Annotated in this window: 22 protein-coding genes; 6 read left to right on the top strand and 16 right to left on the bottom strand. The window is 50.7% G+C overall.

Translation table 11 applies throughout. The features are described 5' to 3' along the window. The 3 genes from EH228_RS16500 to EH228_RS16490 form a co-directional block, all read left to right on the top strand. The coding region (locus tag EH228_RS16500) for an IS3 family transposase (protein ID WP_152322692.1) at positions 1-255 on the top strand (255 nt) is incomplete at its 5' end. A 99-nt stretch (positions 256-354) separates the two neighbouring features. After that, positions 355-951, top strand: a complete 597-nt coding sequence (locus tag EH228_RS16495; RefSeq protein ID WP_240116312.1) for an ATP-dependent Clp protease proteolytic subunit — start codon at positions 355-357, stop codon at positions 949-951. A 242-nt stretch (positions 952-1193) separates the two neighbouring features. Next, entirely contained in the window at positions 1194-1769 is a 576-nt protein-coding gene (locus tag EH228_RS16490) for an RBBP9/YdeN family alpha/beta hydrolase (RefSeq protein ID WP_152322691.1), read from the top strand. Positions 1770-1985: 216 nt separating this feature from the next. Here the strand turns inward: EH228_RS16490 and EH228_RS16480 are convergent, their stop codons facing one another. The 3 genes from EH228_RS16480 to EH228_RS16470 form a co-directional block, all read right to left on the bottom strand. Beyond that, complete coding sequence (locus EH228_RS16480) at positions 1986-2603, bottom strand: TetR/AcrR family transcriptional regulator (RefSeq protein WP_152322689.1); 618 nt, start codon at positions 2601-2603, stop codon at positions 1986-1988. Between the two features lie 208 nt (positions 2604-2811). Next, on the bottom strand, positions 2812-4002 hold the full coding sequence (uxuA, locus tag EH228_RS16475; RefSeq protein ID WP_152322688.1) for a mannonate dehydratase: 1191 nt from the start codon (positions 4000-4002) through the stop codon (positions 2812-2814). A 492-nt stretch (positions 4003-4494) separates the two neighbouring features. Next, positions 4495-4683, bottom strand: a complete 189-nt coding sequence (locus tag EH228_RS16470) for a hypothetical protein (protein WP_152322687.1) — start codon at positions 4681-4683, stop codon at positions 4495-4497. A 221-nt stretch (positions 4684-4904) separates the two neighbouring features. Between EH228_RS16470 and EH228_RS16465 the strand changes: the two genes are divergently transcribed. Continuing rightward, on the top strand, positions 4905-5672 hold the full coding sequence (locus tag EH228_RS16465) for a hypothetical protein (RefSeq protein ID WP_152322686.1): 768 nt from the start codon (positions 4905-4907) through the stop codon (positions 5670-5672). 137 nt (positions 5673-5809) lie between these two features. Then, positions 5810-6445 carry a TetR/AcrR family transcriptional regulator gene (locus EH228_RS16460; protein ID WP_152322685.1) on the top strand — a complete coding sequence of 212 codons (636 nt, stop codon included), beginning with the start codon at positions 5810-5812 and terminating at the stop codon, positions 6443-6445. Between the two features lie 76 nt (positions 6446-6521). Here the strand turns inward: EH228_RS16460 and EH228_RS16455 are convergent, their stop codons facing one another. The 5 genes from EH228_RS16455 to EH228_RS16435 form a co-directional block, all read right to left on the bottom strand. Then, positions 6522-6959: a lysozyme gene (locus tag EH228_RS16455; protein ID WP_152322684.1), complete on the bottom strand. Its 438-nt coding sequence runs from the start codon at positions 6957-6959 to the stop codon at positions 6522-6524. After that, a complete protein-coding gene (locus EH228_RS16450; RefSeq protein WP_152322683.1) occupies positions 6943-7278 on the bottom strand; it encodes a phage holin, lambda family in 336 nt (111 codons plus the stop codon). Before EH228_RS16450 ends, EH228_RS16455 begins: the two co-directional genes overlap by 17 nt. An 83-nt stretch (positions 7279-7361) precedes the next feature. After that, positions 7362-8756, bottom strand: coding sequence for a lytic polysaccharide monooxygenase (locus EH228_RS16445; RefSeq protein ID WP_193323367.1), 1395 nt, complete (start codon positions 8754-8756; stop codon positions 7362-7364). A 27-nt stretch (positions 8757-8783) separates the two neighbouring features. Beyond that, positions 8784-9968 carry a glycosyl hydrolase family 18 protein gene (locus EH228_RS16440; RefSeq protein WP_152322682.1) on the bottom strand — a complete coding sequence of 395 codons (1185 nt, stop codon included), beginning with the start codon at positions 9966-9968 and terminating at the stop codon, positions 8784-8786. Positions 9969-10630: 662 nt separating this feature from the next. After that, positions 10631-12523: a hypothetical protein gene (locus EH228_RS16435; RefSeq protein WP_152322681.1), complete on the bottom strand. Its 1893-nt coding sequence runs from the start codon at positions 12521-12523 to the stop codon at positions 10631-10633. Positions 12524-12865: 342 nt separating this feature from the next. Here EH228_RS16435 and EH228_RS16430 point away from each other — a divergent pair, with 342 nt between their 5' ends. Beyond that, positions 12866-13747 (top strand): LysR family transcriptional regulator, encoded by an 882-nt coding sequence (locus EH228_RS16430; protein ID WP_193323366.1) that lies wholly within the window; start codon positions 12866-12868, stop codon positions 13745-13747. A 672-nt stretch (positions 13748-14419) separates the two neighbouring features. On the opposite strand, the gene EH228_RS16425 is transcribed toward EH228_RS16430, so the two are convergent. The 8 genes from EH228_RS16425 to EH228_RS16390 all read right to left on the bottom strand — a co-directional run bounded on the left by EH228_RS16425 (position 14420) and on the right by EH228_RS16390 (position 22038). After that, positions 14420-14743 carry a hypothetical protein gene (locus EH228_RS16425; RefSeq protein ID WP_152322679.1) on the bottom strand — a complete coding sequence of 108 codons (324 nt, stop codon included), beginning with the start codon at positions 14741-14743 and terminating at the stop codon, positions 14420-14422. A gap of 25 nt (positions 14744-14768) precedes the next feature. Beyond that, on the bottom strand, positions 14769-15275 hold the full coding sequence (locus EH228_RS16420; protein WP_152322678.1) for an Lrp/AsnC family transcriptional regulator: 507 nt from the start codon (positions 15273-15275) through the stop codon (positions 14769-14771). A gap of 141 nt (positions 15276-15416) precedes the next feature. Next, positions 15417-16733, bottom strand: a complete 1317-nt coding sequence (gabT, locus tag EH228_RS16415; RefSeq protein ID WP_152322677.1) for a 4-aminobutyrate--2-oxoglutarate transaminase — start codon at positions 16731-16733, stop codon at positions 15417-15419. Between the two features lie 38 nt (positions 16734-16771). Further along, the gene (locus EH228_RS16410; RefSeq protein ID WP_152322676.1) at positions 16772-17698 is read right to left on the bottom strand and encodes a 2-hydroxyacid dehydrogenase; all 927 of its coding nucleotides are present in this window, start codon (positions 17696-17698) and stop codon (positions 16772-16774) included. Beyond that, on the bottom strand, positions 17698-18540 hold the full coding sequence (locus EH228_RS16405; RefSeq protein WP_240116311.1) for a GNAT family N-acetyltransferase: 843 nt from the start codon (positions 18538-18540) through the stop codon (positions 17698-17700). Before EH228_RS16405 ends, EH228_RS16410 begins: the two co-directional genes overlap by 1 nt. A 32-nt stretch (positions 18541-18572) precedes the next feature. Then, complete coding sequence (locus EH228_RS16400) at positions 18573-20237, bottom strand: ABC transporter ATP-binding protein (protein WP_152322675.1); 1665 nt, start codon at positions 20235-20237, stop codon at positions 18573-18575. Then, positions 20234-21085 carry an ABC transporter permease gene (locus tag EH228_RS16395; protein ID WP_152322674.1) on the bottom strand — a complete coding sequence of 284 codons (852 nt, stop codon included), beginning with the start codon at positions 21083-21085 and terminating at the stop codon, positions 20234-20236. Before EH228_RS16395 ends, EH228_RS16400 begins: the two co-directional genes overlap by 4 nt. Continuing rightward, positions 21085-22038 (bottom strand): ABC transporter permease, encoded by a 954-nt coding sequence (locus EH228_RS16390; RefSeq protein ID WP_152322673.1) that lies wholly within the window; start codon positions 22036-22038, stop codon positions 21085-21087. The genes EH228_RS16395 and EH228_RS16390 overlap by 1 nt, the downstream gene beginning before the upstream one ends. Between the last annotated feature and the right edge of the window lie 10 nt (positions 22039-22048).

Here is a 22048-nt window from a genome sequence, read left to right as displayed (position 1 = left end):
CCTATCTTTTATTTTAAGATACATCTACTGTCTGGTGTTTCTCGGGGCCGCCCCACGGTTGCAGAAAGCTTTTTCCAGTTACTGAAACGCGAGCGGATAAAGAAAAAGATCTACGGAACGCGGGAAGAAGCCCGCAGCGATATTTTTGATTACATCGAAATGTTTTATAACAGTAGGCGTCGGCATGGTTCTAGCGATCAGATGTCACCGACAGAATATGAAAACCAGTATTATCAACGGCTCGGAAGTGTCTAGATTATCCGTGGCGATTCACGGTATCTTTAAAATTTACTTTTATTCGACAACCCGCTAGTTTATCTGAACAATGTAATCTCAAATGACAAGGATCCCGTTATGGATATGGCAGAAAACGAAGAGAAAAACGACACTCAGTCGCCACTGAGTGAAAAATATCAGGAACATCTGATCAAATCGCGAAAGATCTTCATTACTGGCGAAATCAATCAAAAAATGGCGGAACTAAAAGTTCTGCAACTGCATGCCCTTGCTCACATCAGTGATGACCCGATTTACGTTTTTATCAGCTCGCCCGGCGGACATGTTGAATCAGGAGACATGATTTATGATGCGATCCGCTTCATAAAACCTAAAGTTTATGTCATCGGTTCTGGTTGGGTTGCCAGCGCGGGGGCATTAATTTTCGTTGCCGCAGATAAAGAAAACCGCTACACCCTGCCTAATACCCGTTTCTTATTACATCAACCATCCGGCGGATATCAGGGACCTGCAACAAATGTAAAAATTTACATGGAAGAAATTCTGACCATGCGTGAACGCCTGAATAAAATCTTCGCTAATGCCACTGGGCAGACGATTGAGAAGATCCGCCAGGATACTGAGCGAGATTTCTGGTTATCGTCACAACAAGCCGTTGAATATGGTCTGGTTAGCAAAGTTATCGTGACAGAAGACGAACTGCCACGTAAATAACACCGGTCAGAATATCCAGGTTAATAACTTCGCATATTGCCGCTTCACTTTACCGAGGTCTGATGGCCAGGAAACGCTGAAACGGCATATATACATTGATCTCCCCATGTGAGTCGTTGACATCCACCTGAAAACCCCCCACACGGATAAATAATTCGCGCCCGTTAAGTACCATCGGTTTTATACTGTCAGATACATTCCCCCAGTACAGCGATAACTAAAAAGTCACCAGGAGAGATTAAATGTCATCAACACGTTTGGTCATCGTTCATGGATTTATGGCAGCACCGACTCACCACTGGTTTCAGTGGCTTAAAAACGAGGCAGAAACCGCCGGTATGCAGGTTTTGATCCCTCCAATGCCGGACTCTGATGCTCCTGACCTCAACAAGTGGCTGAATGCGCTGGAAAACACCGTCGGTCAGAGTGATGAAAATACCTGGTTCATCGGTCACAGTCTGGGATGTATCACCATTCTGCGCTATCTGACAGAAAAGAGTGCCACGTGCAAAGCGGCTGGCATGATTATGGTTTCAGGCTTCAGCGAGCCGGTCGAGGGACTTGCCCTGCTCCATCCTTTCACCCAGGTTGAAATTGCAGCGGAACGCATCATCAACGGGGTCAGGCACAGAGCCGTACTCGCCTCTTTACATGATGACATTGTACCGCCGGAGTATTCTCTACGTCTGAGCCAGCAACTGGATGCTGATTTTTATGCAGTGCCGCATGCGGGACATTTTCTTGGCCGTGATGGCTTCCATGAACTGCCCCGTGTCCTGGCGCTACTGAATGATTTTACTGAGCGTCAGCAACAGTAAACCGGAACGCTGTAGCACGTGCATCGTCACGTTAATGGCCATAAGTCGGTGAACGAGGCAATAACCGTCAATTCATCGGCATGAAAACATCGTTTATAAAACCGGCCATTGGCACTCCAGCCACAGGTGACCTTATCGTCCCCAGCCGCAAGAACCACCATCCATGTCTGCCGTTTCTTGCGGCGAACAACAGTCCCTGTGCTGAACCTGCCCGACTTATTCATGCAACTCATCGCTGTTGCTGACCAGCACCGTACTGATGATGAATTCGACGGCCTTATTGAGCATCTCCCGGTCCGGCTGGATCTTGCCGTAGACCCGCATTCCTTCCAGCATCATGAACAGGCATTCAGCCATCACTTCCGCGTCCCTGTCCTGACGAAATACCCCGCTTTTCTGACCGTGACTCAGAACCGAACTCAGCCAGCCAATGATGTCGCGGAATTTATACTCGACCAGCGCCATAACCTCAGCGTCACCGGGCAACATTTCGCTCGCGGCCGCGATAGAAAAGCACCCTTTTTCACCTGCGGCGCCGGTTGACAAAGTGACACCAAACTCCAGCGTTTCTCTCAGCGCGTTTTCTGGTGCAAGTTCAGCCGCACGCCGACTGCGACGGGCAAATCCCTGGTCCATATAATGTTTAAGCGCTGCCAGAAAAATCGCTTTTTTATCGGGATACAGTTTGTAAATACTGGCGCTGGCCAGTCCTGTCTGCTGCATCAGATCTGCCAGTGAGGTTGCGCGATAACCTTTCTGCCAGAAACAGTGCATCGCTGCATTAAGAAACTCATCAGGTTCAAATTCTCTGGGTCTGCCAGGGCCTCGTTTCATCTGAAGATACTCGCCGTTTACGGTGAATTAATTGTAGATCATATATTCTACAATTAAAAGCCGCCACCACAGCATGGCGTGTTTGAACTGTTCTACTCGTATTATTGCTCGCCAGGTTAAGCGAGCACCGATGGCATATTACGGCCGCGCGATCATCCCCCGTCGATGAGCGGCGACCGCCTGGCAGGGATGCGGTGGAAAGGTCATATCAGGCGCCCGTCGCAAAAAACGCCCGCTGAACCGCCAGTTCCACACCACGGATTTCAGCCAGCCCTTTCAGTCGACCAATCGCTGAGTAGCCTGGATTGGTTTTCTTTTGCAGGTCATCCAGCATCTGATGTCCATGATCCGGACGCATGGGAATAAGATGTTGCTCACCCGCTTGTTTACGGCGTTGTTCTTCCGCCGCTATCGCCTTGATTACGGCATACATATCGACATCGCCGGCGAGATGTTCCGCCTCATGGAAACTGTTCGGGTTAGCCTCACGCTGCGTGGACCGCAAGTGGATAAAATAAATGCGCGAACCAAAGCGTTTAATCATGCCTGGCAAATCATTATCCGCCCGCACACCATACGAGCCCGTACACAGGGTAAAACCGTTGGCCGGACTGTTGACGGTATCGATCATCCACTGCAGATCATCGGCGGTGGAAACTATGCGCGGCAAACCCAGGAGCGGACGCGGCGGATCGTCCGGATGGACCGCCATACGTAAACCCACCGACTCAGCCACCGGGATAACCCGTTTCAGGAAATAAGCAAAGTTTTCCCGCAGACGCGCATTATCAATGCCATGATAGCGTTCAAGCTGTGCGCGGAATTGTTCAAGAGTATATCCCTCCTCCGCGCCAGGCAGCCCGGCAATAATATTGCGGGTCAGGCGTACTTTGTCCGCTTCGCTCATCGCCGCGAAACAGGCATCAGCCTGCGCCAGTTCTTGCTGGCTGTAATCAGCATCAGCACCAGAACGTTGCAGGATATGGCGATCAAAAGCCGCAAATTCGATCTGATCGAAACGCAGTGCTTTCGCACCATTCGGCAGCGGCCAGGCCAGGTCGGTGCGGGTCCAGTCCAGCACGGGCATAAAGTTGTAGCAGACCGTGCGGATACCGCATTCAGCCAGGTTACGCAATGTCTGACAATAGTGGCTTATCCAACGATCCACCTGCCCACTGTGGGTTTTGATTTCTTCGTGGATTGGTACACTTTCTACTACTGACCATGCCAACCCAGCCTGTTCCACTGTGGTTTTTCTTTGCAATATCTCAGCCACACTCCACACTTCCCCATTAGGAATATGATGCAGTGCGGTGACAATGCCGGTTGCGCCAGCCTGCCGCGCATCCGCCAACGTGACAACGTCACTCTCTCCATACCAGCGCCAGGTTTGTTGCATGTTTCTACCTCCAGAGGTCTTGTAAAGTGAAACCGCCTGCCGCTAATGATATTGGGTTAACCCGTTAGCTGAGGGCGAGCTCATTCAGACACCTGCACTAAAATCCCCCATGAATCGCCTGATATCAACGCTCAAAATGCCAAATTGGTTAACCAAATCACAAATACGTCACTGTCCGGCTACCGGTCATGACAAACCGCTTCCCAGGTCAGAGATGGAGAGAACTATATCGAATACAAGGGGATTTATACCCGAATCTGGAGGATGAATATGCCGGCGGTTAACGTATGGCGGCTATTCAGCAAGATAAGTCGGGGTGGCTAAACAGAGCAGTACGGCGTGAAGTTAATGCGTTTCAGACTACGCGTCAGTCACGGGAAACGGTGTTGTCGGACTGTCACCCAGGCGGGGTATCAACCGTATTGAGTGTGAACAGCACGGCAAGTGCACAGCTCATTCCAGTAGCTGTAGCGAATACTGTGGGGATGGCGATTATTTTTCATAATAGTCACGGGAATACAGATAGCTCATTTCAAAACCATAAAGCTGGCTGACCGGTAACAGGGATGCGGCAACCCGCGTAACATCCATCGGTTCGTCCAACGACACCGCCTGAAAAAAACGCCTTTGCAACGCCATCAACAGCTGTTTAGTACCTGCCCGCAGGTTAAAATGTTGCATGTCAGTGTTCTCCTCTCTCAATGATCTGGCACTGATTTAACCGCAGCTGACACGCAGAAGGAAATATCAACTTATGCAAACTTTATCCACTGCTGTGCTAAAGCGGGCTGAGCATTCTGCTGAAAATGCGCTGTTGGCAGATTTCTTCGCTGTAACTTATGCCATACTGAATCATTCTGCCCACGGGCATCGGCCCGTTTTCCTCTCCCGATGATGAGAGAATGCCAATGCGCAACTTCCTCACTCCCGCTGCTGCTTATCTTAACCGCCGCAATGATCTGCTGGCCGAGCGCTCGGTGGTGCAATCGCCAGCGGTCATTAAAACAATTAATAAAGCGTTGCTGGCCAGTGAAATCGCCATAGCGACCTTTTACGATCTGGAGTCACTGCGCACGCTGCAACAGCGAAAGGCCCGGTTGATTGACGGGCATGATGAGCAACGCCAGCAGGAACTCCAACGTTTCGAGCTGCTCAGCCATACCCTTTCGCTATCGGATGCGACTGACGAAACAGCATTTATCGACTATCAACAGTCTTTTAACCGGTTGGCCGCAAGCTATCCGTGGCAACACGCCAATATAGAGTTGGTACAAAACGAACTGTTTACCACCACCTTGAATTTGTGGCTGGAGACGCTGGAAATGCTGTTCTCCGTCAACAACAGACGATATTTGCTGGCTCGCATTGAAAAAATTCTGACCTTCTCGATTGGTAAAATACCGCTACTGGGCGAAGCTCAGGATGTCTGGCAGGCGCTGGTGTCAGTCATGGTTTTCTGTCGGCAGCGTACAAACAACGACGAGGCATATTTTACCTCGCTGGAAAGTTATAGCGAAACGGCTGATCTGTGCAGCCGGGGAATTTTGCTGTTCTGCTTCACGACAGAAGCGCTATTGCGCGGCCAACCCATACCGAATGAAACCCGGCTGAATGAGAAAATTAAAAGCCATTACAACCGTGTGATTGATGGCACTCACCCGTATTTCTAACCCCCTCCTATCGTTTATCCCCCGTTAAAACCTGCCGTAGAAAGCACCGCCCTTCCCCGACCCCAGCGTTTATATGGTAATATTAACAACCTTGTTACCTAAACGACCCACAGCGACTCTGGATTGACTGACCCACTATGTCTGTTACCGCCAAAAGAAAAAATGACCCTGAAGGGTTGAAAAAACGCATTCTCGCTGGCGCCCTTGTCACCTTTGCCGAATTCGGCCTGCAAGGCGCCCGCATGGAGCAGATAGCCGAACACGCCCAAACCACCAAACGCATGGTGGTGTACCATTTCAGCAATAAAGAAAACCTTTATATGGCCGTACTGGAACAGGTTTATCACGCTATCCGCCAACATGAGAGCGGGCTGAATCTCGATGAGATGTCGCCGACCGAAGCCATGGCTCGTCTGGCCGAAGCCAGCTTTGATTACCATATTTCCCACCCCGACTTTATACGTCTGGTGTGCAGCGAGAATCTGATGCGAGGGCGTTATATCAGTCAGTCTTCAAGGATTAAAGCACTGAATCAGAGTGCACTTGAAGTGCTGGACCGCGTCCTGCTACGAGGCAAAGCCAGCGGCGAGTTCGATAAACAGGCCAATACCGTCGATGTACACCGCCTGATCAGCAGTATCTGCACCCACAACGTGGCCAATCGTTATACCTTTCACACACTGTTTGGTGGTGATGAAACGGAACAACAGAGCATCGCCCGTAACCGTCGCCTGGTGGTGGATGCGACACTACGTTATCTGCGGCCGGTCTGACCGTTCCCCCCCGATAAACCGTTAACATTCTTATACTGCGTCTTGCCGTTGCTTCTCTCGCCGTCATTGCCGCCATTCAGGACAGAAACAACTGGCGCTCTCTTTCCCGGCGAGGCAACAAAATATCGGGGTTATTGCCAGCACGTTTCCACATCAGGAACGCCTCTGCCGCTCCCTGATAATCACCCGCATTCAGTTTTTTCTTCACTGTCGAGCGGGCAAAAGCGCCTGCCCCTATATTAAAAATCAGGCTACAAAGCGCATCATATTGATTTTGCGTCAGGGAGACAGTGACATTTTTTTTAATTGCCCGCTCGGCTGTAGCCAGATCCTGTAATAACAGTTGTGTGGATTGTTCGACGGTGATCACCGTATTTTTGGCTATAGGCAATCCATTGACATAGCCAGTATGACCGACGCCAATGGTTGGGATCCCGACCGAATCAAGATAAGCAATAAGTCTTTCACCCTCTTCCCGCTTTATAAAACGGATGCCATTATCGCTGATTTTCATGGTTTCCAGCTCCAAGTCGTTGGGTTAATTTGCTGTCGATTAATTCACGTATTTTTGCCACACCGACAAAACCAATAATCCCACCCATCAGATTCACCGCGGTATCAGGCAACCCCAGGTATTCCAGAGAACCTGAAATAGCCAGGGTAAATATTCCGCAAATAAACGGCTCAGAAACGATTTTCCAAATCGGCTTGCCATCATAAATACCTAAAAAAAAGGCGATGAGCATCGATGACAATGCAGAAAATAACGTAGGTAAATACGCCAGGATCCATGCTGAGCAATGTTCCAGAATGCTGTCTATTGTGGATATCATTGACGGCCTCTGTCAGATTTAGCCGAAGACAAAATGGCCAGTTCCTTCTGGCCAGGGGGGTATCAGTTATTACCGCGACTATTTCAGGCGATTTCGCGCCACAGGGATTCAGCCACACCGGGTGCCCACTCAGGCACATGCGCCGTGTGAACCTGTAAGCAAATCCAGTTTTTACCCTGATAGCTGACTTTTTCGCCAGTGGAATAGTAGGTGCCCAGCGTCCATTGCGGATACTGACCGCCATCGTCGTTATCGTCACCCGCGCCGTTGTCGTCACTGGCAAGCGTGGTCACCGCCAGCACGTTACCTGGCACAGAAAGTTGTTGTTGCGTATCGAAGGCGGCGACGAAATAGCGGTACGCCGTTTCGGCCTGCAAACCGCTATCGTCATACGTCAGTTGTGAAACGGCAGTACGGGCAATTTCATTACCATCACGGTAAACAATGTAACCCGCCAGGGTACCGCTGCTGGTCGATGGCCCCCACATCAGTTTCACCGTATCGGCCGTGACGCCCATACTGTGCAGATGGGTGGGCGCCGTTGGCGGTGTTTCAGGTGTCACCGTGCTACTGGTCGTCACCGAGACCGGCTGACTCAGGGCCGACTCCACACCCGCCGCATTCACCGAACTGACGGCGTAACTGTAAACGGTATTTTCTGCCAGACCGCTATCCGTAAAGGTCAGTGCGGCACTCTGGGAAATCAGGCCGCCATCACGATACAAACGATAAGAGGACGCGGCGATAGCCGGGGCGTTCCATGTCAGGGTGATGCTGTTAACGGTGACCTCGCTGGCGCGCAGCCCCGCAGGCGCAACCGGTACGACCGGTTCATCCGGGTTTTCGCTGCCGACAAAATCCAGGTCAATCACGTGATAAAATGCGTTGCCCGTATCGGCCACTTCCCAGACAGCTAATAACACATGGTAACCAGAACGCTGCGGCAGCATAACCTCATGCTCAGTAGGCTGCGGCGGCCTTAGCGCATCACCATTGCTCCAGAATGGTTGTTCGGTCAATTCAACTTTATAGAATGGTTGATCTTCGAACTGCGCCCGACTCAGCGGTAAATTAGGATCCCAGTCTTCGCGGGTAATAAAGTAATTCCAGCGACGAGTAAGATGAATAGCGGAATAATACCAACTGATTTTTAACAGTTCAGCGGACTTCACGCTGTGTTTTTGCCAGTGGGTGCCCGCCTCATCAAGAAATTCACCATTTCCCTGATTAGCGCTGGCAATTTTTCCATCCGGTGGCGGCGCGGCATTAGTGGTATCCGTCGGTGCGATGGCATCAGACAACCCACCGACCCATGCAGGGAAAAACTTACCGCTTTCGCGCTGGTTAAGCATTCCGGTATCAATTTTACCTTCCTGCCAGGCAATATAAGCACGTGACGCTGGTGAAAAGACATGACCGTGCCGCAGTAATGAATCGGTCTTGCGGGTACTAATAATTTCTGAAGAGAGTTCAGACATAATATTAACTCCTGCTATGGCTTTATTTTATAGAATTTGTTGCCACAAAGAGGTGGCAATATCAGGTGTCCAGTAAATATTTGAATCATGCGGCATCACACACAGCCAACCATGAGAATTCCAACTTACCCGATCGTTATCGTGATAGCGGACACCTGTGGTCCATAATGGATATTCTGGTTCTGGTTCTGGTTCTGGTTCTGGTTCTGGTTCTGGTTCTGGTTCTGGTTCTGGTTCTGGCACCGTGCCCTCTCCGGCAAGATAACCATAGCGGTTAATAAATTCCCAGGCATAAGCTTCTCCGCGATTGTTATAGCCTGCATCCCAGTTCACCGACCATGTCATCAAACCGAGAATATCTAATCCCGCTGCGTCCAATCGCGCCAGTGCGTTATAGACGTCCTGCGGATCGATAACGTAACCGGTCGCCGCCGCATCATTATTGGTCGGCAATCCAATAATGAATTTGTTGTGTGGGATTTTGATAAAACCACGCGTACCGGTGACCAGACTTTCTGTCAGGTAATAAAGAAAATCTTCTTTCTGATCATCATTATTTTGCGCGAGCCAGCCAATGCCTTCGACATAAACGCCGTCTCCCCCCTGATTATAAAATTGCGGCGCAATATAATCATAATAACCTTCCAGACCATCAATATAGGCACCATATTCCCGTCCCTGCGTCAGATAGGGGAATTCTGGCGCCATACTGATAGTGAAATTTTTCCCTACAGGCCGATAATGGTCCTTAACCATTTTTAACGCAGCAGGAAGCACTATTTGATTATCCGCTGCAGTAATTGCGGTTTGTTCAAGATCAATATCCAGACCATCAAAACCATACTGGTCGGTCAGGGCAATAATGCGGTTTGCCAGTGCAATCTCATCGCCGCGGTTCAGTTCAATATGGGCATCAGCACCACCAAGGGAAATCAGGACTTTCCGTCCCTGAGCATGAACCAGATCGATTTGATGACGAAATTCCTCCTCAGTTCCTTTATAAGGTTTGAAGTCAGGAATGGGATCGTTATTGTCTAATACCTTCATAAAGGCAACAGCAATAACGTTATACTGGACGGGAATTTCAGATAACGCCATTTCGGTGAATCGTCCAAGCCTGTAGCCCTGACCAGGCTCCGGCGCCCAATTGTGCCAGAACCCCAGCACGATTTTATTCCCACTTTGTTGCCGTAAGCTATTTTCGCTTAACATAATCACTCCTTTTATTATACAGTTTTTTTCTATGAATAATAAATTCATAAAGGTCAGAATTATTTTCAAAAGAAAATAACACTCTCTATTTAAAACATCAGTGCTATATACCCGTCGCTGGTCAAGTTACAGATGCATTAATCGTGTTAAATTATCTGCATCACTTCCCGTACGATTCAGTCTGACACGCGGTGCCTGTTGAATGAGTGACACGCCATTTAACAGAATCCGGTATTTTTACCCCACGACATGAATCACATCAGGTATATTGGATTCACTTTACCCTTAACAGACAAAGACTCAACCATAATAATTACCAGTTCAAAATCAATTATTAGTAACACATTAAATTTAATAGCAACATAAAAGTTAAATTGAATTATTAAATTCACCATCAGGGTGCTGACACAAAAAAACATCAATAATGGCGAGGATGATAAAAATAAGACGAGGGAAAATAATTTATTTCTATTTTTCAGCAATGAAATAAAAAACCGATTTTTTAGATCGGTTTTTTAATCAATGGGGAATAAAAATAGTTGTCTCTGCATAATCTATGTGGAATGAAGGCAACCCAGCCCGCCGACAATAATATAGATAAACCATGACCAGGGTAAACAAAGACAACCTATTGACAGGCAAGGTGATGCATGAGCCGTCTGTCAGCTATCGAGAGGTTTCAACTCAATACCATAAGCTCGCCCATTCACCATTACCCGCAGACTTTGTGAGGATGTCCCCAATGTCGAGTTGCTAACCAACGGTCCACGCAACAACAGATCATTATTGTTGTTGTAGCCCAAACCGACATTTTCCCGCCCCATCCAGTGCTGGAAGTAAGCTGTTTCTTCTTCCGCATCCAGTGCTGCGGCTTCATCCGTGCTCAACATGATATTTTTTCTTTCGAGACGAAAATGGATCCCCGCCGTAAAACGGTCATAAGAGTTGCTGGTATATACCGCCATACTGTACCCGGTATATTTAGCGATTTTCACATAAACACTGACAATGTTGTTACCCAACGTCTTCACGGCCACCCGCACAACGGGTATCGCTCCCTCACCAGACCAACAGGCGGAAAAAGTACCGTTAATATTTTGGATATTGATCGTCGCTTCCCCTTCCGGCGACCTGGCATCATAATTTGTTTGGGTCCCTATCATCGTCAAATATTGGGCCGTACCGAAGATTTTCACCTGCAGCGAGGTACTCCATACTGGAACTTCCGCATCTACAAGGTGAAACCAGGTCTCCTGGTTGCGGCGGTTATCCATGCGATCCGGCGAAGACAGGTAATCATAACTCAGCGAACCATCAATCCGGACACCATGGTTTTCAAGCCACAACCGCCCCATTTCGTATATTGACAGCCAGCGATCCCCCTCATCGCTCAGATCCAGCCCTTCACCGGCCTGGATGTTGAGCTGGGTAGAAACAATACGCGTGTGATGACATTTAAGCGGATTAGTATTGGTTTCCAGATTGAGCGCATCAAAAATCCACTGGCCATTCGACAAATTACCGGGATACTCCGTGTGCTCAATCCAGCCGTTACGGATCAGGGACTGTCCTGCCCGTTGCAGGTCGATCATATCCTCTTTGCTGCCAGACTGGATGTTGAAGTTAGACAACTCGATTGCCGTAATGTGATCCCAGGTCCCCCATACCTGGTTTGACCAGGTGGCATAAATCACCGTCGCGGCGCAGTTGCTGGCGTACCACTGATCAATTTTACAATCCAGGGTATCCAGCATATCGAGTGAACGCCCGCCCATATTCTCGAAATTCATCCCGGTGACACGAACGAACTGTCCTCCGGGACAAGTGTTTTTAAAGAATCCTTTGTTCTTAGTATTATCCTGACCATCAACATACAGCCCTGCGATCGACACCCGGCGAGCCTTTACAGTGAACATCACCTCGCCATCTTTCTGATCGGAAATGAGCGTGGTACTGGGGTAATAACCGAAATTAACATGCGGTCCTACCAGGCGAAAACGATTAACTTCGTTTGCTGAAATATCGAACTTTGAGATGAAGAATTTACCGGCAGGAAAACGAATACCAATATTGCGAAAGGGTTGATTGCCGGTAGTACTGTCCGTTTGCTGTGACCAGTTCCACATCCGCGTCACTGCTTCCAGACAATCGGTTTGACCATCAGCGATGGCGCCAAACTCGGCAATGGTTAAGTCAGCATGATTAGTAAGATAGCGTTTCCAACGCGCGCCATCTGGCGTGACAATAATAACGCCCTGATCGTCAGGCGATGTTTTATCTTCATAATCGTAGAAGAAGATGCCGCCACCGGATCGCGATCCTGAGTAGTATTCCAGAACCACGGCAATTTCACCGGAGGCATTAGGTTCATAATTTCTTAATTCCTCGATGGTAGCAATAGTGATGAAATTCTCACGTTCACTGCTGCTGCCTTTAGTTAATTCAATAATCACTTTAGCAAAATCAATGCTATTACCATTATCATCAACAACATTCAGATCACCTGACGCTGATGAAAATGCATTCGCTTTCGCTTTGGTATTGTTGCTATTCATTTGATACCTCACTTTGATGGACATTAAAAATTAGCTTCACAGAAAATATTCTGGGGATTACATAACAGTTATTGTTTGAAAAAATAATTAAAATCTATTTTATTTATTGCCTCAAATATTTTGAGGTTCCCTGGTGTTTCCACCATCTGGAAAGCGTAATAACAGTGAGGCACCTTCACAAGATCAAAAATTAGAAGTTGAAAAGCAAAAATTGCTATCTTGATGATTAAAACCATCAATCCGCATGAAGCTTAAGACTTATCCACTCCTGAGTCGGCCATTATGTGTTATGTTTTTCATGAGTAAAATTGCTTTATGACTTACAAATCATCAGGAGGCTCTATGTTTATTTCATCGAATCTGAAATGCTTTATAGTATTAGCCAGGGAAAAATCTCTAAAAAAAGCGTCTGAGATCCTTTTTGTTACCTCCTCTCCAATTTCACGCCGCATAAAAATACTCGAAGATGAACTGGGGTATAAATTATTTTCCAGGAAAGATCATGATTTTACCTTGACTAAAAAAGGGCATGAACTGTATGAGGAAATTATGCCTTATTACACACGAATATCCGAAATGGAAGTCATTTACTCAAAAAAGAGGTCAGGTTTAAATGTCAAAAGAAGTGTTATGATTGGCATGGAAAATTTGAATCCATTCCTGTTTAATAAAATTATCAATAAAAAAAGAAAAACGGCCTGTGTCTCATGGTGTTCGAGCGATGCCAGTCAGTCTCTGGAATCATTATTGGCGAGTGAAATGCAAGCGGTGATCACCTACCGAAATATTGACCATCCAGGTATTGCGAAAATGAATTTTTCCAGTGAATCTGTCTGCTACTTATTGTCCGAGGAAATTGAAAATTATCAGTTGAGTGATATGAAGAACCTGCCAATCATCATTCCCAAAAATGCACTGCATGATGACTATATTAAAATTGCACATACCAGAATATTGACAGTGTGCCCTATGGCCCAGGTTATTATTGTGGATGACATTAGTAACTATCTTTTCCTGATAAGAAGTGGCGAAGCTGTCGGGATAATGACTGAATCAATGGCCTTATTCTATAAAAACAAACATACCATGCCAACTGAGTTAAACTACAGCGTTGACCATTCTTTCCCTGCATTTAAAACCTATATTTATTATCTAAAAGAATGTGAAAATGTCATTAAAGAGAAACTCGAAGATATGCTCCCAGATGAAGTGGATGAAAAATAGACAGAAGAGGATCAATATGCAAATTTTGTGATAAATGTAAACCATGCATAAACATGATACTAAAAAGCACCACTATTTTATCTAAAAGTAAGGACTTTTCGTCGTGCCATCAATTCGATTTAGGCCCAACATTTACTCATTACAATTAATTTAAAATGCTTCTCAGGAACCATTTCTGTCCCTGGCTCGCTATCAATTGGATAAAAAATGATCACTTTCTCTACGTTATTTTATGAAAATAAAAAAATATTTTATTTTTAAACGGAACTATTAAATATTTACTTCATGATACAAAGGTTATCCAGGTCACAAAAAATCAATTAATAACCGGTTCTCATTGACAACAAATGTTAAGCAGAATTGATATAAATTACCGAAGTAAGAGGAGACTTTCCGGTGTAATGAATAAACTAAAGTTATTAACAATGAATCCAAAATTGGAATAAACAACAAGCCAGTGCCATACCAACGATGCTTGTTGAGCGGTTATTGCCGCAAATAAAACGTCCTGCACTAAGACAGGACGTGATGAGGGAGAGTTGACACCCGGCTATTGATTTATCCTGGATAGTCGGTGCTCAGTGAAATCTCTTTCTTGCTTTCAATTTGCAACAACGCAGCATGCCAACCCCCCCCCATGACCCGACGCTAAATGTCTGCCTGGGCGATAGATCACTGGCCTTTCTGTGGTTGTCTCACCCGTTCCATCAGCCGCTGCGGGCTTGCCACCGTCGGCCAACCCGCGCAGCGATAAACCTCGTGAGCGTCATCCGTATTAAGCAACCAGCGCCTGACAGTCGCCAATTCACGATGTCGCGTAATACTGGCCAAAAAAGGTAACGAGCGTAACATCGTCTCCCTGCTCTGTCCCGGCGCCCAGTCACTCTCCACGGAACACTGATAGGATCCTGTCGATATCCAGCAACGCGCGACACGACTCACCCTATCATCGTCACGCACCCAGTGCGCGGAACCGATAATGAAGATGGCATGCAAAATAAACACCTGACCAATGAGGGGATCAGTACTCAACCTGTGGATGACGAGAAATCAGCGAACGCAAGGGCACGCTACTTTTGATAACAGGTGACTTAATTACGATATAACTGAAATACTTATCAATACCAACTTTAGCATCCAGCAACCCTTCAATCACTTCCTGATAATGCTCAATACTGCGGGTGATAAAGCGTAACAGGTAGTCATAGCCACCGGTAATCAGGTGGCATTCCATCAGTTCCTCCACCTCACGGATCGCGCCCTCAAAGCGGATAAAATCTTCACGGCGGTGTCCAGCCAGCGTCACCTCGGTGAACACACTCACTGAGTCAGTGATTTTAGTCAGGTTGATATGCGCCTCGTAACCGGTGATAAAACCGGCCGCTTCCAGACGCTTGACCCGTTGCAGGCAAGGGCTGGGGGAGAGTCCCACGGCATCGGCCAGATTGACATTGCTGATGCGGCCATCTTTCTGCAGCTGGACCAGAATGTTAATGTCGATACGGTCCAGTTTCATTAAGCCGTTCATAATCCCCCTCATTGTTATCAAATTGCCAGCGGATAGCGATGGTATAGCACGCTTTTCGCCAGTGACGCCAGCGTTTTGCTGTGCCTTACCACCGCCATGTATCATCAACAAAAGCATTAATATCAATGAGAAAGAAAATTATCAGCCAAGCCGCCCCGTCGCGCGAGCCAGTGCGATATCAAAAATATGCAGCGCTTCTTCCAGTTGCGAGTCGCTGGTGACCAGTGGCGCGAGGAAACGCACCGTGTTGCGTTGAACGCCACACTTGATCAACAGCAGCCCTTCCTGACAGGCACAGTCGAGTATTTTCTGCGTCAATCCGGCATCCGGCTGTCGGCTTTCCGCGTCGATAATTTCCACCGCCTGCATCAGGCCAATACCGCGAACGTCGCCAATGCAGGCGTATTTTTTAGCCAGTTGCAACAGCCGGTCATGCAATTGCTCGCCAAGCTGGTTGGCACGTTGCAGCAGTTGTCCCTGTTCCAACACATCCAGCACGGCCAGCGACGCGGCACAGGCCAGCGCGTTACCGCCGTAGGTACCGCCCAGGCCGCCAGGCAAAGGCGATTGCATGATCTCCGCTTTACCGACCACCCCGGAGATCGGCAAACCGCCCCCCAGACTTTTCGCTACCGTCACCAGATCCGGTACGATGCCGCTATGCTGGAAAGCGAACATTTTGCCGGTGCGGCCAAAGCCGGTCTGCACTTCATCACAGATAAGTACAATACCGTGGCGTTGAGTTATCTCTCGCAACGCCTGCATAAAACTCGCCGAGGCAGGCAGGAACCCGCCATCTCCCTGCACTGGTTCGATGATTATCGCCGCCACGCGATCCGGCATAATCTGCACCGAAAACAGCGTATCCAGCGCGTGCAAACAGTCCTGTTCCGTGATGTGGCGAAACGCATTCGGAAACGGCAGACGATAAATTTCACCGGGAAACGGTCCAAAATTTTGCTTGTACGGCTGGCTCATGCCGGTCAGGGTGCATCCCAGCAGAGTGCGGCCATGGAACGCGCCGTCGAAAGCAATAATACCGGGGCGATTAGTATAAGAACGGGCGATTTTCACCGCATTTTCGACCGCTTCCGCGCCGCTGGTGAAAAACACGCTCTTGAATTTTTCCCCGGCGCCCACCAACGCGTTCAACCGTTTTGCCAGAGCGATGTAGCCCGGATAGGCGGCGACCTGAAAGCAGGGATGCGACACCTGTTGCAACTGTTGCGTCACCGCGGCAACCACCGCCGGATGGTTGTGCCCAACATTCAGCACCCCGATACCCGCGACAAAGTCCAGATAGCGATTGCCTTCCACATCCCACACTTCCGCGCCTTTCCCCTTCTCGATAACCAGCGGATGCGCGGTCACCACGCCATGCGGCACATGCTCCTCACGGGCATCCAGCCATATTGCGTTATCAGAAAATGCCTGCTGCTCTGCCAGTAAATTGTGCATCTCTCTTCCTCATCGATATGACATGAATAATGACCCACTCAATATCCGCGCTGCCGGTCGACCAGACCTTGCATCGGCTCACCGTTTTCAAAGCGACGGATATTATCCAGCAGCGCCCGCACCGCGCTTTCCGGCTGGGTCTGACTGGCAATGTGCGGCGTCAGCCAGATGGCTGGATGCCGCCAGAAAGGGTGCCCTTCCGGCAACGGTTCCGGTTGTGTAACGTCGATAACCGCCGCGCTCAACTGTTGCTGATTTAACGCTTCCAGCAGATGCTGGTGATTGAGCTGCCTGCCGCGACCAACCTGCACCAACGCCGCGCCTGGCGGTAACTGTGCAAACAGAGAAGCATTGAGAATACCTTCAGTGGCATCAGTCAACGGCAACAGACAGATAAGGATGTCGGTGCGGGCAAGAAAAGCGTTCAACTGCGCTTCGCCAACGTAACTTTGCACACCAGGCAGATTTTTAGCCGTCCGGCTCCAACCCGCGCAGTCATAGCCGAACTGCACCAGCGGTTGTAATACCGCCTCCCCCAACGTCCCCACCCCCATCACTCCGACACGGCACTGAGCGGCGGGTTTAGCGGGCTGTTCCAGCCACTGTTGCTGGCGTTGCTGCTGCAGATAACGCGGCATGCCTCGGTGCAACCCCAACACCGCGAAAGTGACATACTCCACCATGCCCTGGGTCAGTCCGGGTTCAATCATCCGTACCACCGGCAGCTCAGGCGGCAGACTGGCGTAATCAAACTGATCGGCCCCGGCCCCCACCGAAAACAACACTTTCAGGTTGGGAAACCACTGCATGATATTTTCCGGCGGCTGCCACGCGACTAAGTAGTCCACGTCCAGCGGGTTACCGATATCCGGCCACTGACGAAAATTGATCTCCGGCGCCAGCTCCGCCAGCAACCTGGCCCAAAGCTCGCCACGCGACGCGGTGGATTTGTAGACGATATTCATCAGGCCATCGCCTGGGTCATTAACCCGAATGCCAGCATACCGTCAGGCTGCCAGGGCACTCCCCGCATCATGGTAGTGGGCGCATCAACCTCATGCATACCCAACGTATTTAGCCAGTCGCCGAGGCCAGTGTGGCTGTCGCTATCAATTCGCACAAACTGCCCACTCAAGCCACAGAGCAATGCGCTGGCCAGCACTTTGGCCTGCGACAACTCCGCAGCGATAATCGGCCCAATCACCCAGCCATGACCGAAACGGCGCTGACAGGCGAACCCTGTTATCTGCCCCTGTTTCTCCAACAGCAGGAAACGTTCCGCACTGTCAAACAGATTGTCGATCAACGCGGGTCGGTACTGCCCATGAGCCTGCCTGTCCAGCGCAATCAAGGTGTCGCGATCGGCACGACAGGCCGGACGCAAGGTTTCTCCAGTGGATGGCGCTATCGCCGCCACTGGGGTCAGTGCGCGACTCTGATGCTGCTCAATCTGACCGATGGCGACAAACCCCAGCTTCTCATACAACCCTTTGCCCATTTCCGTGGCATGCAGACGCACATTGCATCCTGCCAGTTTTGTCAGCGCGGCCTGCATCAGTTGCCTGCCTACGCCTTTCCCCTGTGCTTCATCGGCGACAATCACCAGGCCAACAGAGGCATATGCCTCCCCCCAACGCCAGTACAGCGTGGTGCCGACGGGGTGACCATCCAACTCCGCTACCAGTCCTTCCCCCAGCGACAGCGCCTGCTGCCAGTCGGCACGACGATGTGGCCACTGCAGATGCTGGGTCAGGCTGACCGCCCAATCAAGATGTTGTTCATTCATAGTGAAAATCTGCACGCTCACCCTCTTCTCCTTTACCGATCCCCGGTAGCCCGTCACAGCGCAATATCGTTAGCTTCATGTTCATCCAGCCAGCCTTGCCGCAATTCCGGCACCGCCCGTTTCAGCCGCTCGTAATAGAGTTCAGTCGACGGCTTATCGTAGTCAGCACGGACCACCTGCGTCACCATCCGCCCTTTTTTCACTACGATAATTTCATCGCAAACCGAACGCACGGCGTGCAGATCGTGACTGATAAATATCACTGACAAGCCCAGCTCGCGGCGCAGATCAGTGATCAAATCCAATACGGCGGCAGCCACCACCGAATCCAGTGCCGAGGTCACTTCATCGCAGAGGATCAAATCGGGTTCTGCCGCCAGCGCCCGCGCCAGGTTCACGCGTTGTTTTTGCCCACCAGACAATGCCCAGGGATGGCGGTTCAATACGCTACGTGGCAACTGCACCAGCTCCAGTAGTTCAGCCAGCCGCTGCTCCTGTGCCGCACCGCGCAGACGATGAAAGCGCTGCAACGGACGGCTGAGAATAGTCGCAATAGTATGCGCCGGGTTAAGGGCGGTATCGGCTGACTGGAAGACATATTGAATACGCCGCAGCTCGTCTTCCGCACGTTGGCGCATGTCGCCATCAATATAGTGGCCGCTGAACAGAATATGCCCACTGGACGGCACATTCAGCCCGGCAATCACATGCGCCAGGGTCGTTTTCCCTGAGCCAGACTCGCCGATAATGCCGATAGCCTGACCGCGAAACAGTTTGAAGTTGATATCATGCAGGATCGGGATTTTCGGCTGTCCCTGCCTGTCCAGCGGGCCGTATCCGGCGAAAATATCGCGGACTTCCAGTAAAGGCTGTTGGCGGTCATCAGGCATTTTCCATGGCGTGGGCCGGGGTTGCAGTTTCGCCGCGTCCAACAGCAGATGGCTGTATTCCGCCTGCGGTGCCCGCAGCAGTTGTTCCGTGGTGCCATATTCGACCATCGCCCCTTTTCGCAGCACCAGAATACGGTCAGCCATCTGCGCCACCACCGCCAGATCGTGGCTGACATAAACCGCCGTCATCCCGCGCTGCCGCACCACCTGGCGGAAGACCTTCAGCACTTCGACCTGGGTTGTCACATCCAGCGCGGTAGTCGGTTCATCAAGGATCACCACCTCCGGATCGCCGATCAACGCCATCGCGGTCATCAGTCGTTGCAACTGACCGCCGGAGACCTGGTGCGGATAACGTTTACCGATACTTTCCGGCTCCGGCAATGCCAGTTGGTGAAACAACTGACGTGCTTTTTCCTCGGCTTCGGCCCGGCTCATCACGCCATGGATAACGACCGGCTCCACCACCTGGTCGATAATCTTCATCGCCGGATTGAATGAGGCGGCGGCGCTCTGGGCGATGTAGGCCACTTTGTTGCCCCGGAACTGGCGCAACTGTTTTGCGCTCAGCGCCGTCACATCAGTCCCGGCGACGTGAATATTCCCGGCAGTAATATGGCAGCCATGGCGGGCATAGCCCATCAGCGCCAGCGCAATGGTGGTTTTACCCGACCCGGACTCACCAATCAGCGCCAGAACTTCACCTTTTTGCACATTAAAACGAATATCGCTCACCAGTGGGATCTCATGACCATCTTCACCATGAGCAACCACGCGCAGATTTTCCACCGCCACTACCGGGCGGGCGCTGTGCGGCGTAATGTTCATGCCACCCCCTTCGCCGGGCTGAGCGGTCGCATGGCTTGCAAGCTGTCGATAAACAGATTCGCGCCGATAGTCAGGCTGGCGATCGCCAGCGCGGGCATCAGTACGGCCGGAGACCCATCAAACAACCCTTGCAGATTTTCACGCACCAACGTGCCCCAATCGGCATAAGGCGGCTGCACCCCCAAACCGAGAAAACTCAGCCCACTGAGTAACAGCACAATATAGACGAAACGCAGGCCGAAATCGGTCAGCATCGGATGCAACATATTCGGCAGAATGTCATGAAAAGCAAGGTAGAAACGGCTTTCGCCCCGTAGCCGGGAAGCGCGGACATAATCCATTGAACGCAGGTTGGAAGCCATCGCCCAGGCTATGCGGTAAGCGCCGGGCCAGTAGGTAAACGTCGCGGTCAGCACCAGCATCGGCAACGAAGAACCAAACACCGCCACGATCATCAGCGCGAGGATTTTGCCAGGTAACACCAGCATCGCGTCATTGATCCGGCCGAGCAGTTCCTCCAGCCAGCGTCCGGCGACGGCCGACAGCAGCGCCAGCAGGGTTCCGGTCAGGCTGGCGAGCAGCGCAGCGCCGAGCGCCAGACCAATCGAATAACGTGCGCCATACAGGATGCGGCTGAACATGTCCCGTCCGAGATAGTCGGTCCCAAACCAGTAGGTTTTGCTGACCCCTCCCATCATCGGGCCGCTGCCGATATCCTCCAGATTATGCGGCGCGAGCGCGCTGCCGAACAGCGCAAGAAAAATCCACAGCAGGGTTATCAGCAGACCCGCTTTACCGCTGCGGGTCAGCGACAGAAAGAAGCGCCAGGGTAGCGTCAATGCGTTCATCAGCCCCTCCACTTAGGATTGAATGCGATGGTGAGGATATCCGCCGCCAGCAGCAGGATCAGATAGCACCCGGCGAACAGCATCACGCAGAGCTGCACCACCGGCAGGTCGCGGTTGCTGACCGCATCGACCAATTGGCTCGCCAGGCCGGGATAGCTGAAAATACTTTCAATGATGATAACCCCGCCAAACAGGTAAGAGAGGCTGAGGGAAATCGCGTTGGCGATCGGACCGACCGCGTTTGGCAACGCGTGTCGTAACATCGCCCGCAACGGCGAAACGCCTTTCAACAGGGTCATTTCCAGGTAAGGGCTGTCCATCTGGTTAATCAGCGCCGACCGGGTCATCCGCGCCATCTGCGCCACCAACACGCAACAGAGCGTCAATACCGGCAGCGCGTAGGTTTTCAGATAGCTGCCGATATCCCCCGTCGGCGTCCCCAGCGACATCGCCGGCACCCAATGCAACTTAACCGCAAAAATAATCACCGCGAGAGTGGCCACCAGAAACTCTGGCACCGCCACCACTGCCATGGTGCCGATCATCAGACCACGATCAAACAGAGAACCGCGTTTCATCGCCGCCGTCAGACCAATCACCAGCGCCAGGGGGACTGACACCAGCGTGGTGACCGCCGCCAGCTCAAAGGTCGCCGGCATCCGTTGCGCCACCAGTTGCGATACCGGCAAATGACTGGCGAACGAGATGCCGAAATTACCGTGCAACATGCCGCCCAGCCAGGCGAAGTAACGCATCAGCAGTGGCTGGTCCAACCCCAGTTGCTGGCGCAGCGCGGCGACCGTTTCCGGTGTGGCGCTTTGTCCCAGGATCATCTGCGCCGCATCACCCGGCAGCAGGCTGGTGACAAAAAACACCACCGCCGAAATAATCAACAAGGTCAGGATGCCAGCGCCGCAGCGCCGGGCAATCAGTAACAGCAGATAGCGGTTCATTGCCGTTCTC

The sequence above is a fragment of the Erwinia endophytica genome (genome assembly GCF_009295515.1).
GTDB classification, from domain to species: Bacteria; Pseudomonadota; Gammaproteobacteria; order Enterobacterales; family Enterobacteriaceae; genus Erwinia; species Erwinia endophytica.
This window is presented reverse-complemented; position numbering and strand designations above follow the sequence as displayed.

Coding starts and splice junctions, on each gene's coding strand:
- EH228_RS16495 (WP_240116312.1), top strand. CDS start 355: ATGGATATGGCAGAAAACGAAGAGAAAAACGACACTCAGTCGCCACTG.
- EH228_RS16490 (WP_152322691.1), top strand. CDS start 1,194: ATGTCATCAACACGTTTGGTCATCGTTCATGGATTTATGGCAGCACCG.
- EH228_RS16480 (WP_152322689.1), bottom strand. CDS start 2,603: ATGAAACGAGGCCCTGGCAGACCCAGAGAATTTGAACCTGATGAGTTT.
- uxuA (WP_152322688.1), bottom strand. CDS start 4,002: ATGCAACAAACCTGGCGCTGGTATGGAGAGAGTGACGTTGTCACGTTG.
- EH228_RS16470 (WP_152322687.1), bottom strand. CDS start 4,683: ATGCAACATTTTAACCTGCGGGCAGGTACTAAACAGCTGTTGATGGCG.
- EH228_RS16465 (WP_152322686.1), top strand. CDS start 4,905: ATGCCAATGCGCAACTTCCTCACTCCCGCTGCTGCTTATCTTAACCGC.
- EH228_RS16460 (WP_152322685.1), top strand. CDS start 5,810: ATGTCTGTTACCGCCAAAAGAAAAAATGACCCTGAAGGGTTGAAAAAA.
- EH228_RS16455 (WP_152322684.1), bottom strand. CDS start 6,959: ATGAAAATCAGCGATAATGGCATCCGTTTTATAAAGCGGGAAGAGGGT.
- EH228_RS16450 (WP_152322683.1), bottom strand. CDS start 7,278: ATGATATCCACAATAGACAGCATTCTGGAACATTGCTCAGCATGGATC.
- EH228_RS16445 (WP_193323367.1), bottom strand. CDS start 8,756: ATGTCTGAACTCTCTTCAGAAATTATTAGTACCCGCAAGACCGATTCA.
- EH228_RS16440 (WP_152322682.1), bottom strand. CDS start 9,968: ATGTTAAGCGAAAATAGCTTACGGCAACAAAGTGGGAATAAAATCGTG.
- EH228_RS16435 (WP_152322681.1), bottom strand. CDS start 12,523: ATGAATAGCAACAATACCAAAGCGAAAGCGAATGCATTTTCATCAGCG.
- EH228_RS16430 (WP_193323366.1), top strand. CDS start 12,866: ATGTTTATTTCATCGAATCTGAAATGCTTTATAGTATTAGCCAGGGAA.
- EH228_RS16420 (WP_152322678.1), bottom strand. CDS start 15,275: ATGAACGGCTTAATGAAACTGGACCGTATCGACATTAACATTCTGGTC.
- gabT (WP_152322677.1), bottom strand. CDS start 16,733: ATGCACAATTTACTGGCAGAGCAGCAGGCATTTTCTGATAACGCAATA.
- EH228_RS16410 (WP_152322676.1), bottom strand. CDS start 17,698: ATGAATATCGTCTACAAATCCACCGCGTCGCGTGGCGAGCTTTGGGCC.
- EH228_RS16400 (WP_152322675.1), bottom strand. CDS start 20,237: ATGAACATTACGCCGCACAGCGCCCGCCCGGTAGTGGCGGTGGAAAAT.
- EH228_RS16395 (WP_152322674.1), bottom strand. CDS start 21,085: ATGAACGCATTGACGCTACCCTGGCGCTTCTTTCTGTCGCTGACCCGC.
- EH228_RS16390 (WP_152322673.1), bottom strand. CDS start 22,038: ATGAACCGCTATCTGCTGTTACTGATTGCCCGGCGCTGCGGCGCTGGC.